Raw genomic sequence first — 21,979 nt, forward strand, 5'->3', positions numbered from 1 at the left:
TTTCAAAATTCTTTAAATTTGGCTTCTTAAATTAATAACGATAAATATACTTGTTTTTCATCAGTAAAATCATAACTTAAAGCAAATAAAATGAGCTTTAAGTTAAATTGATCCTTTGTTTTTTGTTTTGATTTGGAAAGCTACGAGCGAAGCGAAGTAGAAAACAGCTCCAAAATTTAACCATTTTTCAAAAATCATAAAAACAAATTTACATTCGCTACACTCATTGCTTTATAAAAACACAACTATAATCTAACTTCTAGTGCTTTATTTTACTAAAATTTAAGCTAGGTTAATCTAAATTTTGTCCTAATATTACTAAATTCTTAGCATTGCTTCTTGCATTAGGGAATACACACCAATTTTAAATAGCCCCTCTTCTAAACACAAAAGTCTCATTTATATCACCAAAGCTATCGTCTTGTTTTATTAAATTTCGTTTTTTTAGCTCTGCCAATAAGTCTTGTGATGCATTTATTGTAGTTTGTATGTCAGCATTTAATCCACCAGCCACAGAAAAAATCCAATATTTATGTATCTCAACCCACTCTAGTAGCTTATTTATTTTTTGCTCTACTGTTTCGCTAGGTGCAACGGCAATCTTAGCTAGTTCTAGCTCTTGAAAGAATACTGAAATTGAAAGGATATTTTCTGCATATCTCATATTTTTTTTAGTAGAGAAGAAATCTTTTAACCGATCTATTTCTTCACTTATACTCACCAACTCATCAAAATGCGTTTCGTTAATTTTGGACTCTTTTTTTAGCTCCAAAAGTCTATCGATTTTTGGCGTTAGCTTTAAAAATACCTTTTCGCATTTTGCCTTGCACTTATTTTGTACAGATAATTTTGTCTTTATGTATTTATAAGACGTTAGTAAATTTTTATCTATTTCTTTTTGATTTGCCTTTTTGATGTGCTTTAGTTTTTTTGGTTTTTTGCTACTTAAAATTTCATCAACGATTTCATTAAACGGCTTTTCTATACAACCATTTATTCTTGCTCCACCTTCAGTACAATTATAGGTTTTAACATCATTTGTATTTGCTTCTTCTACATCTTTTTCATACTGATTTTTAAATAGTTTCCATGCGTATGTAGTCCTTACTTCACCCTCGCCACCATATGCCGTAACATACAAAAATTCATCTTGTTGAATAAATGCATGACCTTCGGCATGACTAGCACCATCCTTGCCAAATGCCAAATCTTGCCCTATTAAAACTATATTTTCATGTTCTAAAACATAGGCTAATTGATATGCTTGATTTGCCGTACTATGACCAATACCCAAAAACCCATACTTATCAATCTTCATTCTTAGCTCTTCTTGAGATGGTCTCATTGTTAAAACAAGTCTTCGTGGTAAAATTTTCTCAACAGTTTTAGGATGAGTAAGTGAAGCAACGATAAAATATATATCTTTGTCAAATTTTTCATCTTTGTGATCAAAAAATGTCGAAGTTAGTTCAACTCTCTCTATAGATGTAACATAATCAGGCTTTATACCATGCTTTAAAAGTATCGGATATGACGCATCCACGCTTATTACACTTACATAAGGTGCTATCTTTTTTAATAGTGGAAGTTGTTTAGTTAGCGATGGTCCAGTGGCTACGATAACTGCTGTTTTTACTTTCTTATGCCTTGCCCTAATTAGATCTTTATAGGCATAACCCTTTATCATTTTGGTTAAATTTCGAAAATGCTGATCAACGCCTTGTAAATTATCATCTATGCTATTGCCATGAGATGCAAACATGTGGGCAATAGCTCTTGCGATATTTTGATTTACCTCGATTATGTCATCGGCAAAATTTTCTTCGTAAAACGGCGTATGAATATGAAGTTCATAAAGTTTTGAATAAGACTTTATCTCTTTTTTGGTGACAAGCATTACAAAATGTGCATATTTTGCAAAATCAGAATAAAACAGCGTAAGTCTCTCACTAGCCAACTCTTGCGTTAGATCAATCATGTTTAAAGCTATATAAATAATCTCAAGATCGGGTTCTATTACAACAATTCTTTGATGCGTTTTATTAGCCAAAAGTGCCTTATAAAACACCCCATTCCCCAACCCATAAAAATACATAATAGGATAGCGTTTATATTCTCGCTCAGTATTTTCTAGCATATTTTGTATATCTTTTGCTGGATTTTCATACATGTATTGTAAAGTCTCTTTATTGATTATGTTTATGTCAATAGGATCATTTTGATTTACAAAAACATCATATTTACTGTTTTCATTGATATTAAAAAGTCTAGCGGCTAAAATTTCATCTTGCTGAAAAAGTGCTTGTAAATTTCGTTTAAATAAGTCATTACCTTGCATTACTTACTCCTTTAAATCACTCATTATTATTCTTTCTCCACGCCCAATATCACGCTTTGATATATTTTTAAATAGCTCTTGCTTGTACTTTGGTGCCAAACCATACCCTGGACGTATGCTTTTTACATTTTCATCACTAAATTTATCGCCTTTTTTAATATCACTAACGGCATATAGCGATCTTGCAAATCTCATATTTTGTATGCTTTTCTCGTCTAACTCATAGCTTACCTTGCCAAGCAGTGCTTCTGTGTCGCGAACAGCTTTTACCATCTCGCTAAATTCACGTTCATCTAAGCTAAACGCATCATCTGGACTTTTAACACTCTTATCAAGAATAAAGTGCTTCTCAATCACTCTAGCCCCTAAACTAACAGCAACAACAGGAGCTACGATACCAAGAGTATGATCTGAAAAGCCAATCTCGGCACCAAATTGTCCCCTCATATCAGCAATGGTAGCCAAGTTCATATCAGACAGTTTAGCTGGATAGCTTGAAGTGCATTTTAAAAGCATGATTTCATCGTTGCCAACATCTTTGCAAACACCAACAATATCTAAAATTTCCTGCTTTGTTACTATGCCTGTTGAGATGATGATTGGGCGATTTTTACTAGCGACATATCTTATAAAATCATAGTCATTTGCCTCAAAACTAGCAATCTTATACGCTGGGGGATTAAACTGCTCCAAAAAATCCACATCGTCTTTGCAAAATGGTGTAGAAAAACAAATAAGCCCTTCGCTTTTTGCTACATCAAAAAGCTCTTTATGCCACTGTTTTGGCGTCATAGCTTCAGCGTAAAGCTCATACAAACGCCTACCATGCCACAATGTGCCATTGATTAAAAAATCATCTTTATCACAATCAATAGTTATGCTATCTGGCGTATAAGTTTGCAATTTTATCGCATCTGCACCAGCCCTTTTTGCTGCCTTTATCGTCTCTATTGCAGTTTGCAAACTCCCACTGTGATTTGCTGAAAGCTCAGCTATAATAAAGACCTTTTTGTCTGTGTCAAAGTTGCCTATTTTCATTTTTTATCCCAAATATTTTTATAAACTCCAAAAATCGTCTTGCCATATCAAATATGGTGCAACATAGCCTTTAAAACCAAATTCTCAATATTTTCGCTTTGAAATTTCACTAATTTGCAGTATCTGCAATAAAAATCACAAAGCGAGTAAATCAAAATATTATCTCTAAATTTTCAACCCACACCCTGTCATCAGCAGCAATAAAGTCAAAAATCTCCCTAAAATTGCCGTCAAAATGCCTACTAAATTTACTATTTTTAGGCATTTTTTACCAAAGCTATAAGTTTCAAGTCGCTCTTGCCAATACGGCACATACCAATTTGCACTTGCGAACTTATCTCGTTCGTTTCTTGCACTATAGCCAACTATAACTATCAGCATTTTAGCAATAAATAACTTGAGTTTATCTATGAAATCTCACTTGCACTAAACGCTAAAGTCTGTATCCTAGCCACTTTGGATTTCATATTTTGTAAATTATAGCAAAATTATGGTATAAATCTATAAAAATTTCAAGGCAAAAAAATGAAGCAAAATATCGTCATAGCCACAATCAAAAGTGTCAATATCCAAAATTTCCGCCAACTTTGCGATGAGCGATACAACTTCATACTAATCACGCAAAAAGATGAGCTAAATGCGCAAAATTTAAACCACTTAAAGCCAGAGTTTATCTTTTTCCCACACTGGTCGTGGATTATCCCACCTGAGATTTACGAAAATTTTAATTGCGTAATATTTCACACATCAGATTTGCCATTTGGCAGGGGTGGCTCTCCGATACAAAATTTAATCACTCGTGGCATTTACAAAACAAAAATCACCGCCCTAAAGGCCGTGCAAGAACTAGACGCTGGTGATGTGTATCTAAAATGTGACGTTGATTTAAGTGATGGCAATATGGACGAGATTTTGACTAGAATTTCGGATGTGATTTTTACCAAAATGATACCACAAATCATAGCCGAAAACATCGTCGCAACGCCACAAATTGGCGAAGCTGTTAGTTTTAAACGTCGCACACCAGCACAAAGCGATTTAGCCACGCTAAACAAACCAAATCTACGTCAAATTTACGATTTTGTCCGTATGCTTGATGGTGAGGGTTATCCAAGGGCATTTTTGCAAATTGATGGCTATAAAATCGAACTAAGTAAGGCAAAATTTCAAGATGGAAAAATAACAGGAAGGTTTGAAATAAATGAAAAATAAGAAAATTTTAATCGTTGCAGCACATCCAGACGATGAGGTGTTAGGGTGTTTTGGCACGGTGGCACGGCTTATCTTACTTGGTTATGAAGCCTACACGCTGATACTTGGCGAGGGCAAGACAAGCCGTGATAAAACTCGTGACGTAAGCAACAAAGCAGACGAGTTAAAAATGCTAAATAACGAAATTTTAAAAGCAAATGAAGTCATTGGCATAAAAGAGGTTTTTACTGAAAATTTTGCCGACAATCGCTTTGATAGCATTGATTTATTAGATATCGTAAAAGCCGTTGATAAAGTAAAAAATTTAATCAAACCAGACATCATTTTTACGCATTTTGCAAATGATTTAAACATCGATCACCGTATCACCTACAACGCCGTGCTTACCTCAACTAGACCAATGATAGATGAGTGTGTGCGTGAGATTTATAGCTTTGAAGCACTATCATCGACTGAATGGAACTATCCGCAAAGCTTCGCTCCTGATGTGTTTTACGATATCACTCAGACTTTAAGTCTAAAACAAAAAGCCATGAGCATTTATGCATCTGAGCTACGCAAATACCCACACCCACGAAGTATTGACGGTATAGAACTAACAGCAAAATATCACGGCATGAGAGTTGGACTAAAATACGCCGAAGCGTTTAAAACAGTGCGTATTTTACGCTAGTTTGGCGTGGGATTACGATAATTTCATAAAATTTGCAAATTTGTTTTGTGCTAAATCAAGCATAAATTTACCTTAGTTTTTGCTAGAATTACTGTCTACCTTGCAGTATCTGCTTTTTGGCTAATTTGGGTGCGAATTTGTAAATTTTAAAATAAATTTAAGCCATTTTACCCATACAATTTTACTGATTTATCCTTTCAAATCTGCAAATCTTGGAAGTTTTCACTTGCGTAAATTTGCAGCAGATCTTTGCAACTCTAGGCTAGATTATGGTTTGATTTTAGCATTTTATACTTACGAATTTACAAGTCTCAGATGAAAAAACTCATCATCTTCGCTGCAAATTTCAAAGCCAAATTTATCATAAAGTGCTAAGGCTTTTTCGTTTGATTTATACGCTTTGGCACTTAAAATTTTGACTTTTAACACACAAAATGCATAGTCGATAACGCCTTTTATCAATACTTTGCCGACACCTTTTAGGCTTGGATTTGCATACAATCCAAACTCGCAACTTTCCTTGCAAATATCAGTAAAGTAAATGACGCCAATATCACATTTTTCAAAAACATCATCATTTTTTACTAAAAAATAAAGCTTATGCGTGCATGTTTTTAAGCTTTGAATAAAATTTAAATGATCCATCTCGCTTATGTTTTTATTTAGCATAAATTTTGCCACTTGTTCATCGTTTCGCCACTTTAAAATCATCATCTTTTGACTGTGTGAAAGCTCTGTAAAATTTATCAGTCTCATAACACCCTTTTTGTTTTATTTTAGCACGATTTTGCTAATATTATAAACAATTTCAAAAATAAGCATTTAATTAAAAGCGATGTAAAAATGCTTATTTTACATAAAAGCTTGACCTAGCATCTTTGTTGTTAAACAAAAATTAAATTTAATATCCAAAGGAGTTCAAAAATGAAAATTTATCTTTTAAACTATCTAAATTTAAATGATACCCAACACGCCGATTTACTTGCAATTCGCAACTTGCCACACATTAAAGCATTGAGTGCAAACACCGATGAAATAACTATGCAAACACACAAAACTTGGCTTAAAACGCTATCGCAAAATGGGGGGGGGTTCAAGTAAATTTAGCACTAAATGACACAAATAATAACCAAAAAACTCTAACACAGAGTATTTTTCATACCTACACTGCAAATCACACCACGCAAATCACTACTTTTGCAAACCAAAGTATGCTTACAAAATACTACTTTGCAGTCATCGCAGATGGTAAAATTGTCGGCGGAGTGCATTTTATCAATGATCATGAGCCAAAATGGGGATTGTTTTTTAAACCTAAATTTAGCCCATTTGGCATATCGGCGGTGGCATTTTACTTTTTAGATTTTTGTTTTTCGCTCACCGATACGCTTTATGCAATGGTGCAAAACAAAAACCAAAATGCTTTAAAATTTGATCTTTTGTTTGGCTTTAGTGTCCTTAAAATCGATGCTAAATTTCATACTTTAGTGCAAACAAAAGCTGAGTTTAACAAGCACAAACAAACTGCACTAATGCAAAAAATCGCCAAAACGAGCGAGAATTTTAAGATAGAATTTTGCTAAAAATATTTTAAGACTTGTAAAATTTCATCGCTTTTATAGGTCTTAAAGCCGTTTGATTTAAGCCATTTGTAAAGCTCATTTTGATTGTTGGCTGTTTTTACAGCTGTGAAATTTGCCCCTAAAACCATGGCTTCATTGACAAAACTGCTTGATTGGATTATTAGGCTTTTGCTTTCATTCATCAATTTTGCAATTTGGTTTGAGTTTATAAAAAGGCTTAGATTTTCGTTTTTATCCGCCAATATTTTAAGCTTGGCTAAATTTGCGTTTGCACTCGTTGTGATTAGAGCGATTTTGGCGGATTTTGCTAGTAAAATTTCAGCGATTTTGCCACTTATATTTAAGATATCCGTTCCACCAAAACCAATAAAAAAATCATAAATTTTTGCACGTTTTATCTTTTTTTCAGCGTAAAACTCATCTCTAACAAGCAAGAAATTTTGCCCACACCAAACCTCAGCCGTTTTTGGGATTAAATTTTCATACATTTTTGGCTTTGCAAATAGATTTACATTTAACAAAATGTCGCAATAATGCCGTCTATAATCATCATCAAAGCTTAAAATTTTAGCCCTTGTTTGCTCTGATATTGCCTTTTGTGCATCATAATCTATACCATAGTGATCAAGCACTACAAGTTCAAAATTTTCATCATTTATAAGCCTTATAAGCTCTGAGATTTCAAGCGTTTTTAACTCAGTTTTTGGATAATTTATCTCGCTAAAAATATCGCCTTGCATTCGCACACTTGCAAAACTCACATTTTTAATTTTTGTTGCTAAAACCAAATCACGCCTTACATGTCCATGTCCGATTTTGTCGCTACTATCAGCTCTAATAAGAGTTTTTAGATCTGAAATTTTACTATAACTCACTAAATCGCCTTGGCATGAAATTTTGAGCATTTAAAGCACTACTGTCGCAAACCACGCAGCCCAAAATACTAAAATAGCAGTTTATAAATTTTTTAAGACAAAGCAGCTGCGAAAGGATTGTAAAACTATTGCAGATAAAACCCCACATTGCGGTTTTTAAAAAGTTGGTTTTTATACCGATAGTGTCTAGCTTTGGCATTGTTTATGCTCGATTTGATAAAGCTTTTTTGCAAATTCAAAATCCTCAATCGTATCGATATCGCAAACTAAATTTCTAGGCAAAATAAACGCCCTAGAGTGCGGTGCAAAAATTGGCTTTTTGCTTAGCCAAGCAGATTTTGTACCAAAATAAAACTGCCCTGCATCGTGATAAGATTTTTCTAAATCTTGCGAACGAGTTAGCTCAAACTCAGGATAAAACATACTCACGGAGCCGTTAATATCTAGCTTTATTGCCCTTTGAATAGGAAAGCCAAACTCAGTAGCCGAAAATAAAAACTCACATTTTTCACTCTGAAATTTCAGTGCTGCTTCACGCAAAATATCACTTGTCAAAAGCGGTGCAGTCGCATAAAGACAGCAAATTTGACTAAAATTATTGCCACATTTTAAAATTGCATCACGCACGACATCACTGCTTGTAGCGTAATCATCGCTCAAAGTCGCTTCACGCACAAAAGGCACAATTGCACCAAATTTTTGTGCAACTTCGGCAATTTTTTCATCATCAGTTGAGACGATAACTTTATCAAAAATTCCTGATTTTATCGCTGTTTGGATACTATAAGCAATGAGTGGAAGCCCACAAAAATCTTTGATATTTTTCTTAGGTATTCGCTTGCTTCCGCCACGAGCTGGGATGATACAAAGCATGATTTATCCTTTAATTGCCAAACTCATCCAATACGCTTAAAAACGTATCTGCCACATACTTTGCATCATCGTCACTCATGCTTTGATGGCACGGCAAACTAAGCTCTCGCAAGTAAAAATTCTCAGCATTTTTTAAATAAATTTCGCCATATTTTTGTTTATAATAGCTAAATTTATACGTTGGCTTATAATGCACCTGCACTCCAACGCCCATCTCATGCAGTTTTTTAAAAATTTCAGCCTTTTTTTGAGCTAATTTTTCGCTTAAAAGAACAACGTAAAGATGTCTAGCAGATCGTTTATTTGGCTCAATTTTTACAATACTAAATTTAGTCTGGCTTTTAAACCTTTCATCATAATAACGTGCGATTTTCTCACGCACAGCAATCATATCATCAAGCCTTTTTAGTTGATTTTGTCCTAAAACACAAGCGACATCGCTAAGACGATAATTATATCCTAGCTCACTCATATCGCTATCCCAAAGCTCAGTTTTTACTATGCCGTGTGAGCGATAAAGACGAGCTAAATTAGCATATTCATCGCTATTTGTTGCAATCGCACCACCTTCAAAAGTTGTAATTGGCTTAATAGCATGAAAGCTAAAAATGCTAATATCAGCATGATTTCCTACCTTAACTCCATCTATCTCGCTTCCAAGTGCATGAGAGGCGTCGTCTATTAATTTTAATCCATTTTGTCTAGCTATTTTTAAAATTTCATCAATTGCTACAGCATTTCCGCCAAAATCGACAGCGGTTATGACCTTTGTTTTTGAAGTGATTAGTTTTTGTATGAGATTTTCATCGATGTTGCCATCATCTTTAACATCACAAAATTTTACATCAGCACCACACATCAACGCCGCATTTGCAGTAGCTGCAAAAGTTATTGGTGTAGTTATTACCTCATCGCCAACCCCAACACCTAGTGCCAAATAAGCCACATGTAAAGCCGAAGTAGCCGAGTTCATGACAACCACATGCTTTACGCCTATATATTTGCAAAGTGCCTTTTCAAACTCACTAACCGCAGTCCCGCCAGTTAAGTATTCACCTTTCATTGCAGCACAAACAACAGCTATATCGTCATCTGTAATTTGTTGTTTGCTGTAAGGGATAAAAGATCTCACTGTTTTTCCTTACTCATTTATCATTTTTAATAAGCCATCTTTATCAAGCCAAATTTTGTTTTTATCAGAACTATACTCAAAATCATCAGCGACCCTAACGCCCTTTTCTGATAGCATATTTACACTAAAATCTTGTTGTAATGTAAATTGAATAGATGGCGTTATGACATAGTGATCGTCAAACTCAAGTGTCAAATGAGCATCGTCCTTGCCTATCATGGCTTCATGCATCTTTTCACCTGGACGAATGCCAATGACTTTTATGCCAAGTTCTGGTGCTAAAGCACGAGCAAGATCTGGAATTGTCATCGATGGGATCTTAGGTATGAAAATCTCTCCACCCTTCATACGTTCAAAATTTTTAAGCACAAAATTTACGCCTTGTCTAAGCGTAATCCAAAAACGTGTCATATCAGGATGAGTTATTGGAAGCTCTTTTGCACCTTGTGATATTAACTGTTTAAAAAATGGCACAACCGACCCACGCGAACCGACAACATTGCCGTATCTTACGACTGAAAAACGCGTCTGCTTTGTACCCGTTATGTTATTTGCTGCGACAAATAATTTATCACTAGCAAGTTTTGTAGCACCATATAAATTTACTGGATTACAAGCCTTGTCAGTTGAGAGTGCAATCACCTTGCTAACGTTATTTGCAATGGCTGCATCTATGACATTTTGGGCACCATTTATATTTGTTTTAATGCATTCCATTGGATTGTATTCGGCTATTGGCACATGTTTAAGAGCGGCTGCATGAATGACAAAATCAATACCATTCATTGCGGTTTTTAGACGATTTGCGTCTCTTACATCGCCTATAAAATAACGCATAACTTTATCATTAAACACCTGTGACATTTCATATTGTTTTAGCTCATCACGAGAGTATATAACTAGACGCTTTGGTTTATAATTTTTTAGCAAAATTTCTGTGTATTTCTTACCAAAACTACCAGTTCCACCCGTGATTAAAATACTTTTGTTATTAAACATTAACCAGCTCCTTGCAAGACACATTTAACTATAAAAAAGTGTAAGCAAATTTTATACCACCATATAGCAATAGTGCCAAATTCTATTACTGAAAAAGTAAATTTTTAACACATCTTATCTGTTTTTGTTTAAAATTTCTAAAAACTCAGCTACATTTGTATCCCACCCATTTGGCATTAGACTAAGCAAATAATCAGCGTCGCTATATCTGTGATAGCTACCTATGCCAATTTGTGCTTTGGGTTTAATAGTTTTGTTTTTTATTTTTAACCAATTTTTCTTAAACAACCCTTTAATCTCACTTTGTAAAGTGTTGTAGCTACTTAAAAAAGTTTCATTTTCTGGATTAAATACTATTTGTTTTTGGGCTATTATGTCACCTTTATCAAGTCCAGCACTCATATAATGAATACTTACTCCATTTGGAGTATTTTCAACAAAAGACCATAAATTTGGATAAACGCCTCTATTATAAGGCAAAAATGATATGTGTAAATTTATAGCAGATTGATTGAAGTGTCTTAAAACATCCTCTTTTAAAATTCTAAGATACCTATAGCTTATAATAAAATCAAATTTTTCATTTTTAACAAAATTTTCACTAATATCATCCATGGTTTGGACTAGTTCATTGTTATCACTTTTTAAAAATTCAAAAAGCTCTTCATCGTTGCTCAAATATAAAATTTTTGCCATTTTATTTTAAAATCCTAGGCAAAGTTATGCCCTCTTGTGATTGATATTTACCCTTTTTATCAGCATATGTTACCTCGCACGGCTCATCACCTTGCAAAAATAGCACTTGTGCGATGCCCTCATTTGCGTAAATTTTAGCTGGAAGTGGAGTTGTGTTTGAAATCTCAATCGTAATATGCCCCTTAAACCCCGGCTCAAACGGCGTGACATTTACGATTATGCCGCATCTTGCGTATGTGCTTTTACCAAGGCAAATTGCTAGGACATCATCTGGCATATTAAAATATTCAACCGTTCTAGCAAGCGCAAACGAATTTGGCGGCACTATACAAACATCACCCTTAAAATCAACTACATTTTTCTCATCAAAATTCTTAGGATCTACAACTGTGCCACCAATATTTGTAAAAATTTTAAACTCATCAGCCACGCGTATGTCATAGCCGTAACTGCTAACGCCGTAGCTTACCACGCCACTACCGACTTGATCCTCGCAAAAAGGCACGATCATATCGCACTCTTTGCTCATTTTTCTTATCCACTTGTCGCTTTTTAATCCCATTTTAATCCTTTGAAATTTCGTCTAATTTATCATATTTTTTCTGTTTAAACCATGCTACGCCAAAAACAAAAATCGCTATTAACAAAAGTGCCAAGGCTTCGTTTATCAAATCATTCATAGCACAACAACCTCGCACTTTAGCTCTATATGAAAGCTATCTTTTACCCTGCGTTTTGCTTCGTTTATAAGCCACATCGCATCGTCAAAACTTGCATTATTAAAATTTATCATAAAATTTGCATGAACATCGCTAAACATCGCTCCACCTTTGACATAACCCTTTAGCCCAACCGCTTCTAAAAGCCTACCAGCATAATCGCCATGCGGATTTACAAACACTGAGCCAAAACTTGCCCCCCTTGGTTGGTTTGCTCTTTTTTCCTCAAAAAACTTTGCCTTATCTTGACTAAAACCGCGTTTTATTTTAAATTTTGCCCCATAAATACACTCATTTATGCCACTGTATCGATACGAAAAATTAAAATTTTCTCGCTCTATCCAGCCACTTTTAAGCCTAACGTGAGTTAAATAATCGCTTACACTAACGCCTCCAAGTCCCGCATTCATCTTAACAAGTCCGCCAAGTGTGCCAGGGATTGATTTTAAAAACTCAAAATTTGCTAAATCATTTTTTTTGGCAAAATTATAAATTTTACCAGACTTACAAGCTCCACCAATCTCTAAAATATCGCCATCAATTTTAATATAATCAAAACTATCGCCAAGCATTGCGATTTTTGGCGGATTATTTGAAACTAAGATATTATTACCAGCACCGATCATCAAAAAGCCAACAGCGTCATCATCTACTGAGTTTATCACGCTTACTTCACACACACAGCCAATTTTTACAGAGCTAAATTTAGCAAAATCAATCTCTCGCTTCACCTAATAAACTCCGGTATCATTTCTATCACTCGTGTAGTAAATTCACTCATCATCGTAACCATCCACGGCATTAAAAATATAATTACAACAACTACTAAAATTATCTTTGGTACAAAGCTTAGTGTTGTTTCATTTATCTGTGTTGTTGCCTGAAATATCGAGATTAGCAAACCTGCCACAAGCCCACTTAAAAGCATTGGAAGACTTAAATAAAGTGCGATTTTAAACGTCTCTATCCCAAGTGCAACAAGTGTGCTTTGCATTAACTAAACCTTGTTTGATTATACTCAGTTGGTATAAAATAGTCATTTGCGTCTATTAATGCATCATAAAACCCATGTTTGTAGCCTATCTCATAAAGCTTATTGAGTGAGCTGATGGCTATTTTATCCATTGATATTGAGTTTTCATTTGCATACATATTTAAATATGTTTTTAGCTTGTGTTTATCGACACGTATCATATTTCTTTCCATTAACATATGCGACAAAAACGGCTTATGCGATGTTGCTACACGCACAGCTTCGGTTAGAACACGCTCTGTTTCTATCGCATCTGTTAATGGTAGCGATCTACGAAGAGCCATACCGCCAAGTGGCAACGGCATCTCACCAGCCAATTCGCACCATATATCCCATAACTCACGCTCCACACATAACTCATCGCTAAATTCTAATATGCTTTCATGTATCAAAACTCCAGCATCAACCTCCCCACCAATAACGGCACTTTCTATATCTAGAAAATTTTTATACACTATCTTTGCATTTGGATATGCTATCTTAAATAGCATCGCATTTGTCGTGTGAGCTCCACTAAGTGCAACTTTAAAATTTCGTTTTAAGATTGCACCTTTTTTCTTTACAAGTTTTGGTCCATATCCGTTACCAAAACTAACCGCCGTCCTTAAAAGTGCATACTCATCGCGTATAAACGGATACAAAGCAAAACTAATAGCTGTAGCACTAAAAGTGCCCTTTAAGGCCTCTTCGTTTAGCGTTTGTATATCCAAAGCGGTGTTTGTAAATCTAAGAGTTTGACTATCAACCCAACCAAATTTTATAGCCATATACATAAAAATATCATCAGCATCAGGCGAATGTGCCACATCAATTTGCTTAAAGTGCTTCAAAATTTTATCCTTTTTTAGTGATTTTAGCTAAATTTCGTTTAAATTTCACACACTATTTAATCAATCACAAAATTTTATAAATATTTTATAAATTTTCAAAGTTTATTTTGATAGGATAACTCAGATTTAAATGCAAAATTTATCAAGGGCAACCCAAACTCACAAAAAGTACTCTTGATGAGAAATTGCAACATTAAGGAGACACCATGAGTCCTACTCTGCTTATCATCTGTTTTATCTTGGCGATTATTGCCATGATTTTTATGATATCAAAACTAAAAGTTCATCCATTTTTAGCCTTGATGAGCATATCACTGCTTTTGGCTTTAGTTTCTGGTATTCCAGTTAGCAAAATTCCAAGCATGACAGGCGATGGATTTAGTGCCATATTTAAAAGTATTGGTATAGTTATTATATTTGGTGCATTAATTGGTTCAATTCTGGAAAAGACAGGTGCTGCACTCAAATTAGCCGATATAGTTGTGGGGCTAGTTGGCAAGAAATTTCCAGAACTTGCCATGCTGATTATGGGCTGGATTGTAGGAATACCGGTATTTTGCGATAGTGGCTTTGTTGTTTTAAATCCAATAAGAAATGCTCTTAAAAACAAAATAGCAGCAAATCCAGTTGGTATGAGCGTAGCACTTAGTGGCGGATTGTATGCTGCACATGTGTTTATACCGCCAACACCAGGTCCTATCGCAGCAGCCGGACATCTAGGTGTAGCGTCAAATTTATTTTTAGTTATAGTTATGGGCGCAATCGTATCTGTGCCTGTTCTTATAGCGGTGTATTTTTTTGCTAAATATATTGGTCCAAAAGTCGATATAGATACTACAGCGGACAATATCATAATACAAAAATCATACAACGATCTCATAAAAGAATACGGTGTGTTACCAAGTGGCTTTTTAAGTCTGGCACCTATATTTGTGCCGATATTTTTAATGGGACTTGCGTCTGTTATAAATATGGCAAACCTTCAAGACTCATCCTATGGTAGCATTTTGGTATTTTTAGGTAACCCTATCATTGCACTAGCAGTTGGCGTGATATTTGCAATTATTTTACTTGTTGAAACTGGCAAGATTAAAATTTTTAGCTCAATCACGGAGGAGACTTTAAAAGTAGTTGGTCCGATACTATTTATCACCGCAGCTGGTGGTGTGCTTGGCAAGGTTATCACAGAGGCTGGTTTTGTAGGATTTATTAAAGAAAATGCCGAAGTGATTAAAACGGCAGGGATATTTTTCCCATTTATAATTGCAGCCGTACTAAAAACGGCACAAGGAAGCTCAACTGTAGCAATTATCACTACCGCCTCAATAATGGGTGCATATACAGCAGGAGATGGCTCACTCATGCACACGCTTGGGCTTGATAGCCAAATGGGTGCGGTTTTAGCTGTCATGGCAATCGGTGCTGGTGCGATGACCGTCTCTCATGCAAACGATAGCTATTTCTGGGTTGTAACAAATTTCAGCAAAATGACACCTCAGCAAGGCTATAAAACACAATCCATGCTTACATTTATCATGGGAATTGTAGGGATTTTAAGCGTTTATGCTTGTGCGGTGGTGCTATTATGAAAGTTTTAGTTGCAATTGATTCATTTAAAGGCTCACTAAGCTCACTTGAAGCCGGTAAGGCAATAGCAAGTGGAATTAAGCATCTTTGCGATGTAAGTGTAAAGCCTGTAGCTGATGGAGGCGAAGGGACGGTTGAAGCACTAAATGATGCTTTAGATGGAAAATATATAGAAATAATCACACAAAATCCAATTGGCGTTAAAATTCTAGCCAAATATGCATTAGTTGGCGAAACAGCCATTATGGAAATGGCAAGTTCATCTGGTCTAACTCTGCTAACAAAAGATGAAAGAAATCCACTAAAAACCAGCACTTATGGCTTTGGCTTGATGATAAAAGACGCCATTGAAAGAGGTGCTAGAAAATTTATAATTGGCATTGGTGGAAGTGCGACAAACGACGCCGGTATCGGTATGCTATCGGCTTTAGGTTTTGAATTTTATGATGATAGTGGCGATTTGGTTGAACCAAATGGTTCAGGGCTTATTAAAATAGCTAAAATTTCAAGTAAAAATGCAATGCCTGAGCTAAAAGATAGTGAGTTTTTAATAGCTTGTGATGTTGATAATCCACTATTTGGCAAAAATGGTGCCGCTTATATTTATGCTCCGCAAAAAGGTGCCACACCTGAAATGGTGCGTGAGCTAGACGCTGGTCTTACAAGCTTTGCAGATGTCGTTACAAAGCACTTTGATACTGAGCATTGGAAGCTATGCGGAGCTGGTGCAGCTGGCGGACTAGGATATGGGTTAGTAAGCTTTTTAAATGCTAGATTAAAACCTGGCGTGAAAATTGTAAGCGAAGAGATAGGGCTTGAAGACGAGATCAAAAACGCAGATCTTATCATAACCGGCGAAGGAAGACTTGATTTTCAAAGCTCCATGGGCAAAACTCCAACAGGCGTAGCAAAACTAGCCAAAAAACACAATAAGCCTGTTGTTGCGCTCGCTGGTGGCGTGACAAAAGAGGCAAGTAAATGCAACGAAAATGGAATAGATGCGTTTTTTAGCATACAAAACGAGCCAACTAGTCTAGACGAATCAATGAAAAAAGAGGTATCAAAAGAGAATTTAAAACGTGTTGCTGAACAGGTTTTAAGGCTATTTTTAATAAATCATAAGGGCTAAAACAGCCCTTAAATTTGAGATATTTTTGCTTATGTTTGTAACTAAATTTATCAAATACGCTTTGATAAATTTAGACATGCTTTTATTTAATTTTAAACTCAAACAAATCAAATTTGATTTTAATTACGATTTATCTTGTTGATTTACAAAAACTCACTATTAATTTTCTCACAGGTTTTTGTATTTTATACAAAAACCACTTTCTTTTAAACAAATATAGAAGAAACTTTTTTGATACCCTTAAAATTTTTAATCTTAAGGGTAGATTTATGCCGTTTGCTTCTTGTAAAGCAGCAAGCAAAGTATAAAATTGCAATGCTTGGACTTTATACTTATGGGATTTAAGTGTCGATAAAAGCCCACTTACAACTGTCTAAGCATAAAGCTTTTTCATTTCGCTTTATAATTGTAAAGCAAAAATATAGGTATTTTCCAACTTGCGTTGTGTTTCTTTTTGCCATACAATCTTTTGTATTAAAACAACTCTCATTTATTTGGATTTTGCTGTTAAATTTACTCAATTTTAACCCTGCTTTGTTTGAGTTAAATTATTTCATTTTGTTGTTTTGACTAAATTTTACAAAGTTTAATTGTGTAGTATTTTAATGATTTTTAAAAATGTTTTACTGCATAAACATTTGCCAATATAATACTATAAAGTTTATTGCCACAAAAAGATAGTTTGCAAACAAAAATCAACTTAAGATAAATGTCTAAATTTAAAACATATAAAAAAGATTTTATCCATAAATCTTTGCAAAAAATAGCTAGAGTTTATCTAAATTTTGCTTTTAAAATTTTTTAACACCAAAACAAAACAATACAATTTTTCTAAAGTGTTAAGAGTAAAATTACAATCTGACTTTATCGCAACCTAGCAAATATAACATCTGGCTAAAATTATGGCTCAAAAAACTGCAATGAGTACTTAGCATCATTATACATTGCTTCGCCGTATTCACTCACGCCATAGTTTCTAAACATCTCTTGTGCCTCGTCACTTTTTAAAAAATCAACAAACAAATCAGCCTTTGTGTCTGCGTTTATCCCACTCATAGCAGCATAGACATTTACAAGCACTTTATCTCCAGAATATAACTTTTCAATATTTAAAAGCTCATTTTTTACACTTATATAAGTGCTTGAATCGCTCATAAAATAGCCACTTGTTTCGTCTGCTTTTTTAAGAGTGGCTGTCATGAAATCACGATTTGACTTATACCACTCACCGCTTGGCACAATACCCGCTAACTCCCATATTTTTAGCTCCTTTACGTGTGTGCCACTCTTGTCATCGCGTGTGTAAAACAACGACTTGCTAGTTGCTATGCGATGATACGCCTCAGCCGCACTCCTGGCTCTTTTTACCTTTGCTGGATCATCTTTTGGACCGATTATATAAAACTCATTTGAGCCAATTAATGTGCGGTTTTTAGCAACACCACTTGCAATAAGCTCTTTTTCTAATTTTGGCGAGTGGCTCATCGTAACATCAACTAAGCCATCTTTTAACATATTTAATCCCTCTCCGCTACCAGCCTTAATCCAGCAAATTTTAACACCAAATATCTCGCTAAATTTTTCAGAAATCACCTTTAAAAGACCAAGTTCGCCAGGACTACCAGTGGCAACCTTAATCTCATCGTCTCCATATCCATAAATATCAGTGCATTCAACAGCATATAAATTTGCAAACAATAAACAACTTAAAAGTAGTGATTTTTTCATAGCTTCTCCTAATTTTATAATTTTAATACAACAAAAACTACATGTTTTTAAGATATTTTAAAACCAACAAGCCCCATTAAGACAAAATTTTAACTATGCTTAAAGGCAAAATTTCATGCTCTATTTCGTGGATTTTTCTTTCCCATTTCTCAAAACTCATATCATCCTCTCGCTCAAAAGCACGTTGCATAATCAATTTGCCACCATCAAGCTCATCACTCACCCAATGCACACTCACGCCACCTACTTTCATATCACTCTCATAGCTTTGCTTAATAGCATCAGAACCTTTAAACAGTGGCAGGAGCGATGGATGTAGGTTAATTGCACGTATATGATCGGTAAAAACTGGAGTTAATATACGCATAAATCCAGCCAATACAACCAAATCAATATCGTATTTAGATATCTCTTTTACTAATTCATTATCGAATTCTTCTCTAGTGGAAAAATTTTTGTTTTGTATTATTGTGGTTTTAAGACCATATTTTTCAGCTCTTTGTATGCCAAAAGCATCTGGTTTATTGCATATGCAAAGCACCACTTCGATTTTTATACCATTAAAAACTTTTTTATGAATTTTGCTTAAAATTGCTTCTAAATTACTTCCGCTTCCACTAAATAATACTGCTATTTTTTTGCTAGGCATCTTATCCCTTTTATTATATCGTTTGCGTTTAAGCTAAAGTTTTTACTGAATTTTTGTATTGATAAAGCATGTGCCAAAACGCCACTTATAGCTGCTTTTTTAGGGCTGTAGCCTTGAGCCATTAATCCAGCTATTAATCCAGACAGACAATCCCCACTGCCACCTTTGGCCAAAGTTGGCGTCCCATATGGCATAAAATACGCTTTTTTATTAGACGCAATGATAGTATTTGCTCCCTTTAGCACTAAAACGCACTTAAACTTACGAGTAAATTTCAAGGCATAATAAAGCCTATTGTTTTGAAGTTCTGACACAACTATATCAGCTAAATTTGCTAATTTTAACAGTCTAACAAACTCTTTTGGATGCGGCGTTAAAACAATTTTTTTATTTATACTTAAAAGCTTAAGTGTATTTTCGCAATCGCACATACCAGCATCTAGCACAAGCGACTTGGTGCTTAAATTTTGCATATTTAACCCAGCAATATCATCGTCGCTCAAGCCCATGCCAACAGCTACAGCATTCATTTTATCGCTTATATTTTTAGCACTCATTAAATAGCTATTTAACGTATCGCATCGCCCCACTACACTAACTAATCCAGCACCTATGCTAAATGCTGCTTTGGCTGCGATTTTAGCCGCCCCTTGGTGTTTGCCACAAATTATGGCTGCATGACCAAAATCACCCTTATTGACACATTTTTTGTCTCTATAAGGTAGCTTTAAATCCTTGCGTTGAAGAAGTTTAAGTTTTGTTTTAATTTCATAATTTTGCCTACTTATGCCTAAATTTGCAACCTTTATCTTGCCAACATAATCCTTTGCAAAATCTGTATATAGGCATGTTTTTAAAGCACCCATTGTGATGGTAACATCAGCCTTAAAGCACTCACCTAAAATCTCTGCGCTAGCACTAAGCCCACTTGGCACATCACAAGCAATTTTATAAGCCTTTATGGAATTTAGTTTTTTAATCAACTTTATAGTATCGTCACTTAGTTTTCGATTTAGCCCAATGCCAAAAATCCCATCAACTACAATATCAGCTTTTTTAAGTTTGGTTATAAATTTAACGCCAGATTTTATTGCCCTATCACACTCTATTTTTGCCAATGGCTTTAATTGTTTTGTCGTTTGATAAATCATTATTTGATGTTTGTTTTGCAAAATTCTAGCCATCGCATAGACGTCAGCGGCATTATTGCCACCACCACAAACACATAAAATTTTCGCTTTTTTAAAACGCTTATTTATATGATTTGCCATTTTAATAGCAGCATTTTGCATTAAAATTTCATCATTTAAATTGTATTTTTTTATAGCACGTTTATCAAGCTTGGCATTATTTATATATAAATTTTTCATTCCGCCCCTCTTGTTCTGTAGCTTAAAGCTTCCATTAAATGAGCCTTGCTAATTAACTCACACTCGTCCAAATCAGCTATGCTTCTTGCTACTTTTAGCACTTTTTTTATACCACGTTGCGATAGATTATAGCGTGATATTGCACTATTTAGCGTCTGATTTGCTTCATCTTGCAACACACAATACTTACTCACATCATCATCGTTAAGTTTGCCGTTTAGCTCTTTTTGTCCTCTTGCCTTTTGATACTTAAATGCCTTTAATACCATCTGACTCATCTGTGTTGAACTCATATCAGCCTTGTCGTCTGGGCTTATTTCAGACATTTGCACATATAAATCAATTCTATCCAAAATTGGCTCAGATAGTCGTGATTTGTAATTTTTTATCTCATTATCACTACATCTGCAATTTAAACTCGTGCTTAACAAATTTCCACAAGGACAAGGATTAAGTGCAGCAATAAAACAAAATTTTGTCTCGTAAGTTATTTTTGAATTTACTCTAGATATATGAATGCAGTGATCTTCTAGTGGCTCACGAAGACTTTGAATAATGGGTTTAGAAAAATGCACAAACTCATCAAAAAATAGCACTCCACTATTTGCCAGGGCTATCTCGCCAATCTTTGCTCCGCTAGTTCCTCCACCAAAAAGTGCTGAGCGAGTAGATGTATGATGCGGACTTCTAAAAGCCCTAATACTACTAAAATCGCTTTCTTGCATATTTAGTGAGCGATATGCTGCTGCACTCAAAACCTCATCTAAACTTTGTGGTGGCAAGATATATACTAAACGCTTAGCACACATGCTTTTGCCACATCCAGGGCTTCCTTCAAATATTATATTATGCATTCCAACAGCGGCGATTAGACACGCACGCTTGGCTCTGGTTTGTCCAATTACATCTTTAAAATCAAGCTTAAAATCAGAATTTGGCAGATACTTTTGTCCGTAAATTTCAATTACATTTTTTAAAATAGGATGAGCATTTTTAAGCATACAATTATGTCTAAAATCATCATCTTCAAAAAATCTGATAGCTTCATTAAGCGTAGAAACAGCATAAATTTCAAGATTTTGTATTTCACTTGCTTTTTGTGCTATTTCGCTTGGGACTAACACTTTTGAATTTGGTGCTTGTATACTTAAAAATAATAATAATGAAAATAAACTTGCCGTATTTTTAACACTTCCATCAAGCCCTAGTTCGCCAAAAACAAAAATTTTATCTAGTTTGCGTGATTTTTGTAAAGCGATTAAAAGTGCTATGCTTAAATCAAAATGTGAGCCGTTTTTTGGTAGATCTGATGGACTTAAATTAATAGTAATTTTTTGAGCAGGAAATGTAAAATTTAAAAAATTTAAAGCCGCCTTAACTCTCTCTGTGCTCTCTTTTATACTTGTTCCTGCTAAACCAACTATATTAAATCCAGGAAGCCCACGCGAGAAAACCGACTCCACTTCAACGATATTAAGTCCGTCATGATACGTAGCACAACTTAAAGTTTTCATT

At 34.8% G+C, this 21,979-nt stretch carries 24 protein-coding genes; 6 read left to right on the plus strand and 18 right to left on the minus strand.

Features of this window, described 5'->3' with window-relative positions; translation table 11 throughout:
- Positions 1–364: 364 nt before the first annotated feature.
- From LQU93_RS04005 to LQU93_RS04015, 3 genes are all read right to left on the minus strand, one after another.
- On the minus strand, positions 365–2,338 hold the full coding sequence (locus LQU93_RS04005; protein WP_229932603.1) for a motility associated factor glycosyltransferase family protein: 1,974 nt from the start codon (positions 2,336–2,338) through the stop codon (positions 365–367).
- 3 nt (positions 2,339–2,341) lie between these two features.
- A complete protein-coding gene (pseI, locus tag LQU93_RS04010) occupies positions 2,342–3,376 on the minus strand; it encodes a pseudaminic acid synthase (protein ID WP_229932604.1) in 1,035 nt (344 codons plus the stop codon).
- Positions 3,377–3,541: 165 nt separating this feature from the next.
- Complete coding sequence (locus LQU93_RS04015) at positions 3,542–3,757, minus strand: hypothetical protein (protein WP_229932605.1); 216 nt, start codon at positions 3,755–3,757, stop codon at positions 3,542–3,544.
- A gap of 144 nt (positions 3,758–3,901) precedes the next feature.
- Between LQU93_RS04015 and LQU93_RS04020 the strand changes: the two genes are divergently transcribed.
- Positions 3,902–4,588, plus strand: coding sequence for a formyl transferase (locus LQU93_RS04020; RefSeq protein WP_229932606.1), 687 nt, complete (start codon positions 3,902–3,904; stop codon positions 4,586–4,588).
- A complete protein-coding gene (locus LQU93_RS04025; RefSeq protein WP_229932607.1) occupies positions 4,578–5,261 on the plus strand; it encodes a PIG-L deacetylase family protein in 684 nt (227 codons plus the stop codon). The genes LQU93_RS04020 and LQU93_RS04025 overlap by 11 nt, the downstream gene beginning before the upstream one ends.
- Before the next feature lie 294 nt (positions 5,262–5,555).
- Here LQU93_RS04025 and pseH read toward each other — a convergent pair whose 3' ends face one another.
- Positions 5,556–6,017 (minus strand): UDP-4-amino-4,6-dideoxy-N-acetyl-beta-L-altrosamine N-acetyltransferase, encoded by a 462-nt coding sequence (pseH, locus tag LQU93_RS04030; RefSeq protein ID WP_229932608.1) that lies wholly within the window; start codon positions 6,015–6,017, stop codon positions 5,556–5,558.
- Between the two features lie 168 nt (positions 6,018–6,185).
- Here pseH and LQU93_RS04035 point away from each other — a divergent pair, with 168 nt between their 5' ends.
- Both LQU93_RS04035 and LQU93_RS04040 read left to right on the plus strand, forming a co-directional pair.
- A complete protein-coding gene (locus LQU93_RS04035; protein WP_229932609.1) occupies positions 6,186–6,362 on the plus strand; it encodes a hypothetical protein in 177 nt (58 codons plus the stop codon).
- Between the two features lie 110 nt (positions 6,363–6,472).
- Positions 6,473–6,844 (plus strand): hypothetical protein, encoded by a 372-nt coding sequence (locus LQU93_RS04040; RefSeq protein ID WP_229932610.1) that lies wholly within the window; start codon positions 6,473–6,475, stop codon positions 6,842–6,844.
- On the opposite strand, the gene pseG is transcribed toward LQU93_RS04040, so the two are convergent.
- From pseG to LQU93_RS04090, 10 genes are all read right to left on the minus strand, one after another.
- Positions 6,841–7,719 carry a UDP-2,4-diacetamido-2,4,6-trideoxy-beta-L-altropyranose hydrolase gene (gene pseG, locus LQU93_RS04045; protein ID WP_229932611.1) on the minus strand — a complete coding sequence of 293 codons (879 nt, stop codon included), beginning with the start codon at positions 7,717–7,719 and terminating at the stop codon, positions 6,841–6,843. The two genes, LQU93_RS04040 and pseG, sit on opposite strands and share 4 nt — an antisense overlap.
- A complete protein-coding gene (locus tag LQU93_RS04050; protein ID WP_229932612.1) occupies positions 7,709–7,918 on the minus strand; it encodes a hypothetical protein in 210 nt (69 codons plus the stop codon). The genes pseG and LQU93_RS04050 overlap by 11 nt, the downstream gene beginning before the upstream one ends.
- A complete protein-coding gene (gene pseF / locus LQU93_RS04055) occupies positions 7,906–8,592 on the minus strand; it encodes a pseudaminic acid cytidylyltransferase (RefSeq protein ID WP_229932613.1) in 687 nt (228 codons plus the stop codon). The genes LQU93_RS04050 and pseF overlap by 13 nt, the downstream gene beginning before the upstream one ends.
- Before the next feature lie 10 nt (positions 8,593–8,602).
- Entirely contained in the window at positions 8,603–9,724 is a 1,122-nt protein-coding gene (pseC, locus tag LQU93_RS04060) for a UDP-4-amino-4,6-dideoxy-N-acetyl-beta-L-altrosamine transaminase (RefSeq protein ID WP_418884061.1), read from the minus strand.
- 9 nt (positions 9,725–9,733) lie between these two features.
- Entirely contained in the window at positions 9,734–10,723 is a 990-nt protein-coding gene (gene pseB / locus LQU93_RS04065; protein WP_229932614.1) for a UDP-N-acetylglucosamine 4,6-dehydratase (inverting), read from the minus strand.
- Positions 10,724–10,837: 114 nt separating this feature from the next.
- Entirely contained in the window at positions 10,838–11,419 is a 582-nt protein-coding gene (locus LQU93_RS04070; protein WP_229932615.1) for a formyltransferase family protein, read from the minus strand.
- A gap of 1 nt (position 11,420) precedes the next feature.
- Positions 11,421–11,981: a dCTP deaminase gene (gene dcd / locus LQU93_RS04075; protein ID WP_229932616.1), complete on the minus strand. Its 561-nt coding sequence runs from the start codon at positions 11,979–11,981 to the stop codon at positions 11,421–11,423.
- Between the two features lie 114 nt (positions 11,982–12,095).
- Positions 12,096–12,869, minus strand: a complete 774-nt coding sequence (locus LQU93_RS04080) for a UDP-N-acetylmuramate dehydrogenase (protein WP_229932617.1) — start codon at positions 12,867–12,869, stop codon at positions 12,096–12,098.
- Positions 12,866–13,132, minus strand: coding sequence for a flagellar biosynthesis protein FliQ (fliQ, locus tag LQU93_RS04085; protein ID WP_229932618.1), 267 nt, complete (start codon positions 13,130–13,132; stop codon positions 12,866–12,868). The genes LQU93_RS04080 and fliQ overlap by 4 nt, the downstream gene beginning before the upstream one ends.
- The gene (locus tag LQU93_RS04090; RefSeq protein ID WP_268250042.1) at positions 13,132–14,001 is read right to left on the minus strand and encodes a menaquinone biosynthesis family protein; all 870 of its coding nucleotides are present in this window, start codon (positions 13,999–14,001) and stop codon (positions 13,132–13,134) included. Before LQU93_RS04090 ends, fliQ begins: the two co-directional genes overlap by 1 nt.
- Positions 14,002–14,207: 206 nt before the next feature.
- Between LQU93_RS04090 and LQU93_RS04095 the strand changes: the two genes are divergently transcribed.
- Both LQU93_RS04095 and LQU93_RS04100 read left to right on the plus strand, forming a co-directional pair.
- Positions 14,208–15,590, plus strand: coding sequence for a GntP family permease (locus tag LQU93_RS04095; RefSeq protein WP_229932619.1), 1,383 nt, complete (start codon positions 14,208–14,210; stop codon positions 15,588–15,590).
- Positions 15,587–16,717 (plus strand): glycerate kinase family protein, encoded by a 1,131-nt coding sequence (locus LQU93_RS04100; RefSeq protein ID WP_229932620.1) that lies wholly within the window; start codon positions 15,587–15,589, stop codon positions 16,715–16,717. The genes LQU93_RS04095 and LQU93_RS04100 overlap by 4 nt, the downstream gene beginning before the upstream one ends.
- A 900-nt stretch (positions 16,718–17,617) precedes the next feature.
- On the opposite strand, the gene LQU93_RS04105 is transcribed toward LQU93_RS04100, so the two are convergent.
- From LQU93_RS04105 to LQU93_RS04120, 4 genes are all read right to left on the minus strand, one after another.
- Complete coding sequence (locus tag LQU93_RS04105; protein ID WP_229932621.1) at positions 17,618–18,445, minus strand: ABC transporter substrate-binding protein; 828 nt, start codon at positions 18,443–18,445, stop codon at positions 17,618–17,620.
- Positions 18,446–18,521: 76 nt separating this feature from the next.
- Positions 18,522–19,094: a phosphoribosylglycinamide formyltransferase gene (purN, locus tag LQU93_RS04110; RefSeq protein ID WP_229932622.1), complete on the minus strand. Its 573-nt coding sequence runs from the start codon at positions 19,092–19,094 to the stop codon at positions 18,522–18,524.
- The gene (locus LQU93_RS04115; RefSeq protein ID WP_229932623.1) at positions 19,076–20,464 is read right to left on the minus strand and encodes an NAD(P)H-hydrate dehydratase; all 1,389 of its coding nucleotides are present in this window, start codon (positions 20,462–20,464) and stop codon (positions 19,076–19,078) included. The genes purN and LQU93_RS04115 overlap by 19 nt, the downstream gene beginning before the upstream one ends.
- On the minus strand, positions 20,461–21,978 hold the full coding sequence (locus LQU93_RS04120) for a YifB family Mg chelatase-like AAA ATPase (protein WP_229932624.1): 1,518 nt from the start codon (positions 21,976–21,978) through the stop codon (positions 20,461–20,463). The genes LQU93_RS04115 and LQU93_RS04120 overlap by 4 nt, the downstream gene beginning before the upstream one ends.
- Position 21,979: the final 1 nt, after the last annotated feature.

It is taken from the genome of Campylobacter majalis (assembly GCF_905120465.1).
Classification (GTDB): Bacteria; Campylobacterota; Campylobacteria; order Campylobacterales; family Campylobacteraceae; genus Campylobacter_A; species Campylobacter_A majalis.